The following is a 13,179-nucleotide window of genomic DNA, read 5'->3' as shown; positions in this document are numbered from 1 at the left end:
CCACCGGTCGCCCTCCACCACAAACGCCCCGATCTCTCTCATTGAGTCAACCCACCCCGATTGGGCCCCCGGGGCGAACACGGCAACCGGCACCTCATCCCCACTGTCCAGGGTGCAGGTGCCCATCTCAGAGGGTGGTCCGCAGACGTTCGAGCTGATCTATTCCGTGTGCCCGGTTGAAGATATTTTGGCGGGGTTCGCTATTGGTAGGTATCGGCCAATGCGGGAGAATGTGAATCCTGGTCGTGACCGTCAGGCGGTAGCAGCGTTAGGCCGGTCATGGGTGACCGGAAGCCATACCCCAGTGACGTCACCGACGAGCAGTGGGCGCTGATCGGACCGTTCCTGCAGGCGTGGAAGGCCAAGCGGGTCGCGGTGTCGGTTTCCGGTCGTGAAGGCGACTACGACCTGCGGGAAATCGTGAACGCGATCTGACCGGTAAATAACCTGTGCCACGGCGGGTTTTGGGTGCACGGACCTGCCCGACGGTCGGGGTGGAAGTCGGTGTGAAGTAGGGAGGGATGTCAGGCGGCGGGTTGCAACGTCACGGCGAGTCCGAGGGCTTCGAGTTGTCGTACGAGGCTGGCGGTCTTGCGGCTGGTGTCGACACGTCGTTCGTAGAAGTCGGCACCGAGGTCGTGGAACCGGGCGCCGGGGTGGGCCAGCAAGTGCCAGACGATGACAAGCATGGATCGCGCGACGGCGACGAGGGCTTTGCTCTTGCCGCGGCGTTTCACCAGGCGCCGGTAGCGTTCAGCCAGGAAGGTGTCACCGCCGCGGGCTGCGGCGGCAGCGGCCATGCCGAGCGTTCCTTTGAGGTAGGGGTTGCCCTTGCCCGCTTTGCCAGCGCTGAGGCTGGTTCCGGACTGGATGGTCCGTGGGCAGAGCCGGGCCCACGACACCAGGTGCGCCGGGGTAGCGAAGCGGCTCATGTCGAGGCCGATCTCGGCGATGATCATTTGGGTGGATTCGGTGCTGATGCCTGGGATCTCACAGAGCCGCTGTCGGGCAGTACTCACGGTGATCGCATCTTGGGCCGGTATGGCGTCACCGGATGGCTGTGGTGGATCGATTTCGGCCAGCACAGCGTCGATGCGGTCGTTCAGGTGCGCGATCTGCTTGTCGAGACGGTCGATCTGGTCGAGCAGGATGCGGGCCAGTTCACCGTGGTGCTCCTTGAACCGGCCGGTCAGTGCTTCGATCAGCGCCGTGCGCTTACCGCGCATGCGGCCACGAGCCAGTTCAGCCAGTGCGTTCGGGTCATGCTCGCCGCGGATGAGCGCCTCGATCATGTCCCGTGTCGACAGCGTCCGCAGGCTGGATGCCACGGTAGTGACCTTGATCAGCGCGTCTTCGTGGAGTTTCTCCATCCGCTGCAGATTGCGGGTCCGGTCACGGATGAGATCGACCCGCATGCGGGTGTAGTCACGCAAGGCCCGGATTGGTGCCGGCGGCACGAATGAGGGCCGCAGCAAGCCCTTCTCGGTGAGCTTGGCCAACCACACCGCGTCGAGCTTGTCGGTCTTCGGCCGTCCCGGCACGTTCTTCACGTCCCGGGCATTGACCAACTGCACGTCTAAGCCGGCTGCCTCCAGCAGGTAAAACCAGATCCGCCAGTAATCCGACGTACTCTCCACCGTGACCTTCTGCACGTCTGCGGCCGCGAGCTGCGCGGCCAGGTCGGTCACCGCGTTGGTTGTCGCGGCGACCTGCCAGACCCGGCTGCCGCGTCGCCCTGTTGGTCCGGGCAACCGGGTGCAGACCGTCTCGAACTCCTTGGCCACATCGATCGCGCATACCCGCGACAGGACCGTCTCACTGTCGGCGTCCGGAATCTCTACAGGCGCTGCACGCATCCGCTCATCTCTTCCCTTCACCCCCGTTATCGACTGGAACCTTGGGCTGGCCACCCGGGGGCCTCGGTCGGGAACCGAAAATCTGACCGGCGTGCTCGAAGCAACAGTGCGTGACCCATCAAGGTCGGGGCCCCGGCGCCAGACTTCTACACGGCCTTCAAAGACCAAGATCGCGCGGCGTCGGCGGGCGACCAGCGCACCAATTTTCACGCCTGCGAGGCGTTCGGGAACCGACCGGGTGACTTCTTCTACCAGAACCGGACCGGCTGCCAGTGGGCGTACCTGCCACACGACCTGCCGCCGAAGTCGGCCACCTACTACTACTTCGCCCTGTGGCGGGACGACGGCGCCGACCAGACGATCCATGATCTGCTGCGCTGCCAGGCGAGGGAGAAAGCCGGCCGCCGGGAGGATCCGACCGCGGTGGTGTTGGACACCCAGTCGATCCGGGCGGCCAACCACGTCCCGGCCGCCACGACCGGCAAAGACGCGGCGAAGAAGGTACCGGGACGCAAGCGGGGCCTGGCCGTGGACGCGTTGGGGCTGGTCATCGCGGTCGTGGTGACCGCCGCGAAGCACGCGAACGCATCACCGTGCTCAACCTCCGACACAGCCTCTCCACGGCCTACGTCGCACTACGCGCCACCGGACACCTCACCTGGCAGAAACCACTGAACGTCAACGCCAACCTCGCCACACAATGGGCCGGCAGGGTCGCCTGGCTGGACCACCCCACCTTCCAGGCGCTCATCCCGCGACGGATAGCCGCGCGCTAATCATGGGAACTGCCTACCCGATCGGCAGCGACGGCACCCCCGCGTCCGAGGCAAACGTGAAGTGTCTACACGTCATGCTCTGCGCTAAAGCTGCTTCGGAAGAGAGCAGGAAGCCGGTACGAGACTGCGGAAGCCACGACATGAACAACACGGCAACACTGAGTCCCGAATTGGTCGATCATCCATAATAGAGGGCCGCTCGCCTGCGGTGCCCCTCGATCGCGACCGAAGTTTGCGCCTGGATCCGGTGAATCCTCCATTGACTGTGTTGTAAGTCTCACTTACAGGTGCGGTGTGACCCCGAGAAGGTTCTCCAATGCCCTCCGTCTTATGTGGGCGTTGCGGATGACGCGCGCGTTCTGGTCGCGTTGAATCAGCGCCATGATCGAAAGACACGGGAGGATGGCATGAGCGCACCGAGGTTGGCGAGACGGCTTGCAGGCGCCGGATCGGCCACCGTCATGTTGATTACCGGACTCGTCGGCGTCGGCTTCACGTCAGCCGCGCCGGCTGCCGCAAAGCCCGTCGGCGGACAGTCGAGCACGGCGGTGGGTGACGGCGAGTACGGGGTGTTGGCGGCGTGCGGCGACACGCAGGACGTCACGTTGCGTAGGGGGATCTTTGTGGCCGGTGAAGCCCACTGGACCGTGGGCTGCTCCAACAACAACGTCACGATCACCGGTTGGGCGAAGGACCGTCGGGCCGACGGCCTGTGCGTGCAGGTCTACGCCCTGATCGGGACCACGTGGCACTACGGCCCGAAGGCATGCCCCAGCGGCATTGTCAAAGAGTTCGAACTCAACGGCAGTGGGCGGCCAATCGAGGTTTACGCCCGCCTGATTGGCTAGAATGTAGTGGCGGGTCATTGACGGCCCAGCTCGGTACTGTCGGTCGTGAACCGCGTTTCGGTTGGGCTGAGATGCGGCTCGCGACCGGTGCCGCATTGACTCGGGGAGATCGGGGGCCTCTGTCGGTGGCGTACGACCCGGTATTGACGTTTCGTGACGTCAGTCGTGTCTATTCGGTGGGAGAGACGACTGTTCACGCCTTGGTGAAAGCTGACTTCGAGGTGCGGGCGGGTGAGTTGGTCGCGATGATCGGGCCGTCTGGCGCGGGTAAGTCGACTCTGCTCGCCATCGCGGGCGGGCTGGATTCGCCGACCGGTGGCGAGGTGTGGGTCGACGGGCAGCCGCTTCACGCGCTTCAGGCTCCGGAGTTGGCGGCGCTGCGGCGGGATCGGATCGGTTATGTCTTCCAGGATTTCAACCTGGTCGCGGCGCTCACCGCTACCGAGAACGTCGCGTTGCCGCGTGAGCTGGCCGGTGTCGCGCGACGGGTCGCCCACCGTGAGGCGTTGGCGGAGTTGTCGGCGGTCGGGTTGGCCGATCAGGCCGACCGCTATCCGGACCAGTTGTCCGGCGGCCAGCAGCAGCGAGTAGCGATCGCCCGTGCGCTCGTTGGCGGACGCCGTTTGTTGCTCGCCGACGAGCCGACCGGCGCCCTGGACACGGCGACGGGCAAGGCGATCATCGAGGTGTTGCGGACGCGGATCAGTCGTGGTGCCGCCGCGGTCGTCGTCACGCACGAGCGGGGGGTGGCTGACCGGGCCGACCGGGTGATCGAGATCCGCGACGGCAGCATCGTCGCCGCCACCGGACGTCCCGCGAGCGTGCCACACGCGGGGGAGTAAGCCTCGTGACCCATCGGCAGCGGGTGCCAGGCGGCCCGTTCATCGGGTCGTGGCGTGTGGCGCTGCGGCTCGCGACGCGGACTGCGGCGCGTCATCCGGTCCGCAGCGGTTTGGTGGTGCTGTTGCTGCTCGTGCCGGTGTACGCGGCGGCCGTCCTCGCCGGAGCGTGGACGGTGGTGTCAGTTCCTGCCGACCAGGCGGCTACCTGGCGGTTGGGGACGGCGGCCATGCTGGTCTCCGGCGGCCAGGCTGAGGAGGTCCTTCAGGATCTGCCGGCGGGTAGCCGGGCCGTCCCCTACCGCGACGGCGACACGGTGGTGGCGTCGTCTGGCGGCGGCTATCTGGTCCGCGAGTACCGGGCGGTAGACCTCGCCGACCCCGTCAACGCAGGCGCCTATCTGCTGCGGACCGGCAGGCCACCGGCCGGAGCCGCCGAGGTGGCCGTCAGCTCCAGGCTGTCCGCGACCCTCGGTGTGAGGCTCGGCGACACGGTGCGGGCCGGGCTTCCCGAGCGGCAGCTCACCGTTGTCGGCGTCGTCGATACCGCGGACAAGCTCGGCCGGGAGGCACTTCTCGTGGCGGCGGGGCAGGAGTTGTCGGCGGGTGGGCATCGGGGCTTCCTGGTCGAACTCCCCCCGGACGCCGCCGGTTGGCGGCCACCGCTGGGCCAGGGGCGAAGCGACGTCGGCTACCTCTTCCGTGACTCGCTCGGCCCCGACCCCTCCGAGCAGGCCGCCGTCGCGGCCGGTATCACGATCGTCGTGGTCTTTGCCGGGGCGCAGGTCGTGCTGTTGGTTGCGGCGGCGTTCGCGGTCGCGGCCCGCCGGCAACGCCGGGAACTCGGCCTGATCGCCGCCGTCGGTGCGAGCAGTCGTCAGCTGACCCGAGTTGTGGTCGCGAACGGGCTGGTACTTGGCCTGATCGCCGGTGTGGTGGGAGCCGTCCTCGGGACGGTGACGGTCCGGCTCGCACACGGGTGGCTTCAGCGGCTGGTCGACCGGCCCCTGGCCGGTGAGACGGTCGCCGTCTGGCAGTTGGCGGGCATCGCCATGCTGGCCGTGCTGGCGTGCCTGCTGGCGGCGCTCGGCCCGGCTCGGGCGGTGGCCCGCGCACCGGTCCGAGCGGCGCTGACCAACCGCGAGGTAGCCGGATCCCGTGGCGGCCGGCGACTGCTGGTCACCGGACTCACCGCAAGCGCGGTCGGTGTCGCCCTCACGACCTGGGCGGCGCAACCAGACGTCGCCGGCGCGGCCATCGTCGCGTTCGGCAGCGGCCTGATCCTGCTCGGCGTGGCCGCATGCGGCCCTGCCATCGTGGGGATGGCCGGACGACTCGCGACCTTCCTCCCCACACCGGTACGGCTGGCGTGGCGCCACGGCGCACGCCACCAACTCCGCACCGGCGCCGCGGTGGCCGCCGTCTGCGCCGCCACCGCCGGCAGCGTCGGGCTCATCCTCTACACCGCCGCCGACACGAGAACCGGCGCCGCCGCCCAACCGGAGGCCCGCACCGGGCAAATCCTCATCCCCGCCGAGGCGGCCCGTCTACTCACCACCGACCACACCCGAACGCTACGGCAGACACTGCCAGCACGCGACCTGCTGCGTCTCACCGTCGCCGACACCGAGGTCGCCTACACCAACATCGCCCCCCAACCAGGGCCGCCCCCACTCGTGTCACAAACCGTCGCCGTCGGCGGAACAGACATCGTGCGCGCGGTGACCGGCAACGAGCCGGACGAGACGATCACGAACGCCATCCGCGACGGACACGCCGTAGCGTTCTACCCGGAGTTCATCACCGACGGCCGCCTCCAACTGACCGGGACAACGCAACCGACAGCCATCCCCGCCGTACTGGCCGCCGCGCCCGCGCACTTCCGTGACCGGGCCGTGCTACCCGGCGCACTGATCTCCCCGACCACCGCCACCGAAGTCGGCGTGGCAACCCGTCCCGGCGGAATCATTATCGACACCACCCGCATCCCCCACCAACACGAACTCGCCGCCGCCCGAAACCTGCTGCTCAGCGTGCAGGCGCAAGCTCCCCACGACGTAGCACCCGCCAGTCCCCACCAGGTCGTCATCGGACAACCACCCGCCGACACCCACGCTCAGCTCGGACCGATCGCCCTGATACTCGCCCTGATCAGCGGCTGCGTCACCCTTGCCGCCAGCGCGATCGCCGTGGGACTGGCCACATCAGAACTCCGCCCCGACCTGTCCACCCTCGCCGCCGTCGGCGCCGGACCGAGAATCACCCGCACCATCACCGCAGCCCACGCCGGCCTCGTCGTCGGCCTCGGCGTCCCACTCGGCGCCCTCACCGGCATCGCGCCCGCAGCAGGCATCATCGCCTTCCGCCCCGGCGTCACATGGAACGTGCCATGGACAGCAATCGGCATCGTGATCATCCTCGCACCCGCCCTCGCGGTAGCCGGCAGCGCAGCCCTCACCAAAAGCCGACTCGTCCTCGTACGCCGACTGAACTAGGCCCGACACCGGTTGAAGGAAGGACTCCGTCGAGCGCCAGCCTGCTGACGGCCGAGGACCGCTGGTTTCGCGGCTCAGCCACCCGCGTCAACAGCGGGCCGTTACGGGTAGACGCGCCCGGAGCGGTGGCACCATCGCACCCTGAAGCTCCCCCTGCGGACCGGACACCCTGAGTCCAGACAGCGGTCTGGGGAAGGATGGCCTGGTGCCACGTCCATCGAAGTACCCCGAGCAGTTTCGTAGGGACGCTGTTGAGCTGGTCCGCTCGTCGGGCCGGTCACTACGTGAGGTCGGTCAGGAACTCGGTCAACCATGAGACGCTGCGGAACTGGGTCAACGCCGCGAAGACCGCCGACGCCGCCGGCCGGGTTCGCGGGCGCTCCGGTGAACCGGTCGACGCCGATGAGCGCGAGGAACTGCGGCGGCTACGCAAGCAGGTCGCCGAGTTGCAGGTCGAGAAGGAGATCCTGCGCAAGGCCGCCTATTTTGCCAGGGAGATGGGTCGATGACCCTCCGCTACCGGTTCATCTCCGAACACCGCGCCGAATACGGCGTACAGCGGCTGTGCCGCGTCCTGGCGGTACGACGTCCCGGCTTCTACGAGTGGCTGACCGCGCAGCCGGCCCGCGAGCAGCGCGCCGAGGCCGAGGACAGGCTCGCCGCCGAGATCGCCGCCATCCACGCGGGGCACCGCCACGCCTACGGGTCCCCCCGGGTGACCGTCGAGCTGCGCCGACGCGGCCGGCGGGTCAACCGCAAGCGGGTCGAGCGGATCATGCGGGAACGCGGCATCGTCGGGATCACCCGCCGGCGACGCCGTAGCCTGACCAAGCAAGACGCCACGGCCGCGCCGGCGCCGGACCTGATCGGGCGGAACTTCACCGCCGACGCCCCCGGACAACGCCTCGTCGGTGACATCACCTACCTACCCACCGCCGAAGGCTGGCTCTACCTGGCCACCACCATCGACCTGCACACCCGCGAAGTCATCGGCCACGCCATGGCCACACACATGCGCGCCGAACTCGTCGCCGACGCCGTCACCCTCGCCCACCGACGGGGCCTGGTCGACCCGAAGGCGATCTTCCACTCCGACCGCGGATCCCACCAGTACACCTCCACCGAGTTCCGCACCACCCTGACCAGCCTGAACATGCGCCCGTCGATGGGACGGGTCGGCTCCTGCTACGACAACGCCGTCGCCGAATCGTTCTTCGCCACCCTCAAGACCGAGATCGGCACCCGCATCTGGGCCACCCGAGAGCAGGCCCGCCGAGACGTTTTCGCCTACCTCACCTACTACAACCACACCCGTCTACACTCGACACTCAACCACCGCACACCCCACGAAATCCGCGCCTGCTACCGTCAGACCCACGCCCTCGCGGCATGAAACCCCGGTGACCGATCCCAGGGTGGAACTTCACCTGCGAAGAATTGGTGCTGCCCGGCGGGGGTTGACCTCTGAACCTGTGAGCCCGAGGGAGCCCGGAGGCGCTGGAGTGGAAGACGAGGGGTTCCGCCTTCCGCCCATGGACGGAACGCGGAACCCCCTCGAGGGCTCCAGGCAGCGGGGGTCAGCCCGCGCAATCGGGTACGTCGACGCAGTTGTTGGGTCGGTTCTTGATGACGATGGTGCCGGTGGCGGTGTTCAGGTTCACCACGCCGCCGCTGTTGAAGATGCCCCCACCGTCGGTGACTGCGATGTTCTTGACCACCTTCGTCGTGAAGAGGCTGAGCGTGCCGAAGTTCTGGATTCCGCCGCCCTGACTGGCCTGGTTGCCGACTACCTTGGTGCGTCGTAACACCGTTTCTCCGCTGTTGAAAACTCCTCCGCCGGAGTCCGGGGAGGTGTTGTTTTTGATGAGGCTATCTTCGACCAGGGCGAAATTGTTTCCCTCTCCGACGAGCAGCCCGCCGGCAGGGCTGGGCGACGTATTGTATGACAGGTTGACGTGGCGCATCGTCAGCTGCGCGTTCGCTTCGACCCGGACGCCGCCGGCGCCGGCGCCGGTACTACCATTTCTGGTAATTCGGGTGCCGGTTACGATTCCGTTGGCACCAGCCAGATACAGCCCTCCGGTTACAGTAGCCTGGTTGTCGGAGATGCTGCCGTCCTTGATGACAGTGTTGCCGGATCCATAGATGCCGCCGCCAATAGTGGCGTCGTTCGTGTCGATGTGGGACTTAACAGCTTCCAGCGTGCCAGTACTGTTGATGCCGCCGCCGAGCTGGTTTGTGCTGTTTCTTTCGATACGAGAATAGGTGACTCGGGTGGTGCCGTTGTTGGAGATGCCGCCACCCGGGGCTAGTGCGACGTTGCGGGTAATTGTGCTGTGCTTGGTGGCCAATGTTCCACCGGCGCGGACGAGAATTCCCCCGCCACTTTCGGTGGTGTGGCCGCCGGTGATTTTCAGTTTGTTGAGGGTGAGGTTGCCGCCGGTGTCGACGGTGATGATGCGGAATTCGTCGACGGCGGCGGCGCGTTCGATGGTGGTGTTCTTGCCGCCGTTGAGGGTGATGGGGGCGGTGATGGCGGGCAGGCCGTTGCCGTCGAGGTCGGCGGTGAGTAGGTAGGTGCAGTTGTCGGCGAGGTCGAGCACGGCGCCGTCGCGGGCGTTGGCGAGGACGATCGCGGCGATCAGGGCATCCGCGTCGCAGGGCACGGGGGTGCCCTCGGGCTTCTTCCCCCCTTCTTCCTTGCTTCTGTCGTCGTGCTTGCCGTCCGTGCCTTTGTTGCGGTGGTCCCGGTCGGAGGGGCGGTCGTCGGCGGTGGCGGAGGTTCGTCCGACGGCGTCGGCCTCTGCGGCGGTGGGGCCGCCGACCGCGGCCAGGGTCAGGCCGGTCATGCCGGCCAACCCGACGGCCCACCACCGCCATCCTGATCTCGCCTGGGTTCTGTCCAGACGGTCCGGTCTGTGCTCCTGGTGCTGATGGTTCATCGCAGCGTCGGTGTCCTTCCTCGTTGTGGATGAGGAGCCCACGCGTTGGCGTGGGCGAGGGTATTCGTTCCTGTGGCTCGGCAGGTCCTTTCCAGCCGCAGTGGATTGAGGGATTCCGCCCCTCCGCCGGTGGGCGGAGGGGCGGAACCCTCATTCGTTCGAATCTGTGCGAGGGCGCTATCCGGCGCAGTCGGGTACGTCGACGCAGTTGTTGGGTCGGTTCTTGATGACGATGGTGCCGGTGGCGGTGTTCAGGTTCACCACGCCGGCGCTGTTGAAGATGCCCCCACCGTCGGTGACGGCGATGTTCTTGACGACCTGTGTGTCGAAGAGGGAGAGGGTGGCGTTAGGTCCGTTGACGATTCCGCCTCCCTGGTTTCCTGACTGGTTTCCGATGACCTTTGTGTCTCGCAACACCAGTGAATCGAAGTTGAAGACTCCGCCGCCGTTTGCGCCAGCGGTGTTGTTTTTGATGATGCTGTCCTCGACCACCGTGGTGGTGCCGGGGTCCACCGACAGTCCGCCGGCCAGCCCCGATGTCGCGGTATTGTTGGCGATGATCACGTTGCGGAGGGTGAGTTGTCCGGAGTTCGCCAGAATGCCACCGGTTGCCATGGCGGTATTGTTGGTAATCTCGGTCTTCGTGACCGTTCCGGTTCCGCCGAACAGCTCCACGCCGCCAGCGCTGGTCGGAGTCTGATTGCCGGCAATTCGGCTGTGCTCCACCATTATCCTGCCCTCATTGCTGTGGATGCCGGCACCCGAGGCGCTGGCGGTGTTGTTAGCTATGTTGGACTTTTTGACATTCAGTAGGGCGGTGCTGAAGATGCCGCCGCCGTTAGTGCCGGCAGTGTTTCGGCTGACGGTGGAGTGATGGAGAGTCGTCGTACCGTTGTTGGCGATGCCGCCTCCGGCGACCTCGGCGATGTTGCGGGTGATGGTGCTGTGGTTGGTGGTAAGGGTGCCGGCGGGGTTGACGAGGATGCCGCCGCCGTCGCTGTCGGTGTGGCCGCCGGTGATTTTCAGTTTGTTGAGGGTGAGGTTGCCGCCGGTGTCGACGGTGATGATGCGGAATTCGTCGACGGCGGCGGCGCGTTCGATGGTGGTGTTCTTGCCGCCGTTGAGGGTGATGGGGGCGGTGATGACGGGCAGGCCGTTGCCGTCGAGGTCGGCGGTGAGTAGGTAGGTGCAGTTGTCGGCGAGGTCGAGCACGGCGCCGTCGCGGGCGTTGGCGAGGACGATCGCGGCTATCAGGGCATCCGCGTCGCAGGGGACCGGGGTGCCCTTGGGCGTGGCCTCCTTCTTCCCCTTGCCCCTGTCGTTCTTGCTCTTGCCGTCGTCATGTTTGCCACGGTCGTCGTCGCGCCGGTCGCCGCCATGTGGCTGGTCACGTTTGTCGGAGTGGCCATCGGTGGTGAGGGTGCGTCCGATGGCGTCAGCGGCCGGGGTGGCGGCGACTCCGGCGGTGGTGAGGGCCAGTCCGGCCACGCTGGCGAGCCCGACGGCCCACCAGCGCCGCCGTGACGTCGTCCGGTGCGCACCAGTGTGCTCCGGTTCGGGTTCGTGGATGTGGTGCTGCTGGTTCATCGTGGTCTCGGTGTCCTTCCCCCGTGAACGACGAGGACCCACCACCGGGGGCAGACCGGGGTGGTGCTCCTCGGCTACCGGGCAGGCGGTAGCAGCCACCCCGCACGGTAAACCGACATCAAGCCCAAAAGAACATGAATGCGAGGAAAATGCCTAAAGTCGGCAAAAAGTGCCGGGCGTGACCCGGCTCTGCACGTGGCGATGGGGGGTGATCTTCTGGGCTGCCGCGATCTGCTCGACGGTCACCTCGGAGGGGCCGGTGTGCCGGCTTCGAGGTGAGCGCTGCCCATCGTTTGGTAGCCGAGGGCAGTCTCCGTACCTGTCCGCGCTGGCCGTGTAGATATGGCGGAGGGGCCCCGCTCTCACCGGCAGGCGGCAGAACGGGACCCCTCGTGGCCGGGGTACTCGGACTGCTATCCAGCGCAGCCGGGTACGTCGACGCAGTTGTTGGGTCGGTTCTTGATGACGATGGTGCCGGTGGCGGTGTTCAGGTTCACCACGCCGCCACTGTTGAAGATGCCCCCACCGTCGTTGACGGCGATGTTCTTGACCACCTGTGTGTCAAAGAGACGGACGGTGCCCCCAGCGCTGTTAAGGATGCCGCCGCCGTTAAAGGCGCGGTTGCCGATTATCTTTGTTCGGCGTAACACCGTTTCTCCGGCGTTTTGGATTCCTCCACCCGAGCCTGACGCGGTGTTGTTGTTCTCGATAATGCTGTCCTCGATCACGGCGATGTTGTTGCCCTGTCCGACGCGTAGCCCGGCTCCGTCCAAGGTCGACGTATTGTTCGACAGGTTGACGTGCCGCATCGTCAGCTGTGCGGTTCCGTCGACCCGGACGCCGCCGCCGGTAGTGCTGGTGCTGTTATTTCCGGTGATTTTGGTGCCGGCTACCAGGGCGTTGGCGCCGCTGACCACGAGCAAACCGCCAGTGACAGCTGCGCGATTGTCGGAGATGCTGCCGCCTTTGACGGAGACGGTATTGCCGGTTTCGAAGATGCCGCCGCCGATGCCGGCGGTGTTCGCATCAGTATGAGACTTGTTGACTTCCAGGAGGCCATCACTGTTGATTCCGCCTCCTTGTTGGCTGGCGGTATTCCGTTTGATGTGGGAGTGGTTTACTCGGGTGGTGCCGTTGTTGGCGATGCCGCCGCCGTTGGCGTCGGCGATGTTGCGGGTGATGGTGCTGTGGTTGGTGGTGAGGGTGCCGGCGGGGTTGACGAGGATGCCGCCGCCGTCGCTGTCGGTGTGGCCGCCGGTGATTTTCAGTTTGTTGAGGGTGAGGTTGCCGCCGGTGTCGACGGTGATGATGCGGAATTCGTCGACGGCGGCGGCGCGTTCGATGGTGGTGTTCTTGCCGCCGTTGAGGGTGATGGGGGCGGTGATGGCGGGCAGGCCGTTGCCGTCGAGGTCGGCGGTGAGTAGGTAGGTGCAGTTGTCGGCGAGGTCGAGCACGGCGCCGTCGCGGGCGTTGGCGAGGACGATCGCGGCGATCAGGGCATCCGCGTCGCAGGGGACCGGGTGCCCTTGGGTGTGGCCTTCTTCTTCCCCTTGCCCTTGTCGTTCTTGCTCTTGCCGTCGTCATGTTTGCCACGGTCGTCGTCGCGCCGGTCGCCGCCATGTGGCTGGTCACGTTTGTCGGAGTGGCCATCGGTGGTGAGGGTGCGTCCGATGGCGTCAGCGGCCGGGGTGGCGGCGACTCCGGCGGTGGTGAGGGCCAGTCCGGCCACGCTGGCGAGCCCGACGGCCCACCAGCGCCGCCGTGACGTCGTCCGGTGCGCACCAGTGTGCTCCGGTTCCGGTTCGGGTTCGTGGATGTGGTGCTGCTGGTTCATCG

9 protein-coding genes and 3 pseudogenes are annotated in these 13,179 nt (G+C 66.7%); 8 read left to right on the top strand and 4 right to left on the bottom strand.

The window, feature by feature from the left end; genetic code table 11:
• Positions 1-279 precede the first annotated feature (279 nt).
• A pseudogene (locus T398_RS20405) lies at positions 280-432 on the top strand (transposase); the annotation flags it as partial.
• Between the two features lie 92 nt (positions 433-524).
• Here the strand turns inward: T398_RS20405 and T398_RS20400 are convergent.
• On the bottom strand, positions 525-1,856 hold the full coding sequence (locus T398_RS20400) for an IS110 family RNA-guided transposase (protein ID WP_496449144.1): 1,332 nt from the start codon (positions 1,854-1,856) through the stop codon (positions 525-527).
• Between the two features lie 246 nt (positions 1,857-2,102).
• On the opposite strand from T398_RS20400, the pseudogene T398_RS20395 reads away from it, so the two are divergent.
• The 7 genes and pseudogenes from T398_RS20395 to T398_RS20365 all read left to right on the top strand — a co-directional run.
• Positions 2,103-2,447 (top strand): annotated as a pseudogene (locus T398_RS20395) (transposase); the annotation flags it as partial.
• Between the two features lie 2 nt (positions 2,448-2,449).
• The gene (locus T398_RS20390; protein ID WP_496449129.1) at positions 2,450-2,632 is read left to right on the top strand and encodes a hypothetical protein; all 183 of its coding nucleotides are present in this window, start codon (positions 2,450-2,452) and stop codon (positions 2,630-2,632) included.
• 407 nt (positions 2,633-3,039) lie between these two features.
• On the top strand, positions 3,040-3,480 hold the full coding sequence (locus T398_RS20385) for a hypothetical protein (RefSeq protein WP_496449127.1): 441 nt from the start codon (positions 3,040-3,042) through the stop codon (positions 3,478-3,480).
• 125 nt (positions 3,481-3,605) lie between these two features.
• Positions 3,606-4,322, top strand: coding sequence for an ABC transporter ATP-binding protein (locus tag T398_RS20380; RefSeq protein ID WP_496449143.1), 717 nt, complete (start codon positions 3,606-3,608; stop codon positions 4,320-4,322).
• A 5-nt stretch (positions 4,323-4,327) separates the two neighbouring features.
• Complete coding sequence (locus T398_RS20375; protein WP_496449125.1) at positions 4,328-6,814, top strand: FtsX-like permease family protein; 2,487 nt, start codon at positions 4,328-4,330, stop codon at positions 6,812-6,814.
• A 284-nt stretch (positions 6,815-7,098) separates the two neighbouring features.
• A complete protein-coding gene (locus T398_RS20370) occupies positions 7,099-7,323 on the top strand; it encodes a hypothetical protein (RefSeq protein WP_496449123.1) in 225 nt (74 codons plus the stop codon).
• Positions 7,320-8,207 carry an IS3 family transposase gene (locus tag T398_RS20365; RefSeq protein WP_496449121.1) on the top strand — a complete coding sequence of 296 codons (888 nt, stop codon included), beginning with the start codon at positions 7,320-7,322 and terminating at the stop codon, positions 8,205-8,207. The genes T398_RS20370 and T398_RS20365 overlap by 4 nt, the downstream gene beginning before the upstream one ends.
• A gap of 184 nt (positions 8,208-8,391) precedes the next feature.
• Here the strand turns inward: T398_RS20365 and T398_RS20360 are convergent, their stop codons facing one another.
• From T398_RS20360 to T398_RS20350, 3 genes and pseudogenes are all read right to left on the bottom strand, one after another.
• The gene (locus T398_RS20360) at positions 8,392-9,756 is read right to left on the bottom strand and encodes a right-handed parallel beta-helix repeat-containing protein (RefSeq protein WP_496449119.1); all 1,365 of its coding nucleotides are present in this window, start codon (positions 9,754-9,756) and stop codon (positions 8,392-8,394) included.
• Between the two features lie 177 nt (positions 9,757-9,933).
• Positions 9,934-11,343, bottom strand: coding sequence for a right-handed parallel beta-helix repeat-containing protein (locus T398_RS20355; protein ID WP_496449118.1), 1,410 nt, complete (start codon positions 11,341-11,343; stop codon positions 9,934-9,936).
• Between the two features lie 413 nt (positions 11,344-11,756).
• A pseudogene (locus T398_RS20350) lies at positions 11,757-13,177 on the bottom strand (right-handed parallel beta-helix repeat-containing protein).
• Positions 13,178-13,179: the final 2 nt, after the last annotated feature.

The organism is Salinispora goodfellowii (assembly GCF_059570675.1).
The sequence above is the reverse complement of the archived record's forward strand: the minus strand, read 5'-3'. Positions and strand labels throughout refer to the sequence as shown.

Coding starts and splice junctions, on each gene's coding strand:
- T398_RS20400 (WP_496449144.1), bottom strand. CDS start 1,856: ATGCGTGCAGCGCCTGTAGAGATTCCGGACGCCGACAGTGAGACGGTC.
- T398_RS20385 (WP_496449127.1), top strand. CDS start 3,040: ATGAGCGCACCGAGGTTGGCGAGACGGCTTGCAGGCGCCGGATCGGCC.
- T398_RS20365 (WP_496449121.1), top strand. CDS start 7,320: ATGACCCTCCGCTACCGGTTCATCTCCGAACACCGCGCCGAATACGGC.
- T398_RS20360 (WP_496449119.1), bottom strand. CDS start 9,756: ATGAACCATCAGCACCAGGAGCACAGACCGGACCGTCTGGACAGAACC.
- T398_RS20355 (WP_496449118.1), bottom strand. CDS start 11,343: ATGAACCAGCAGCACCACATCCACGAACCCGAACCGGAGCACACTGGT.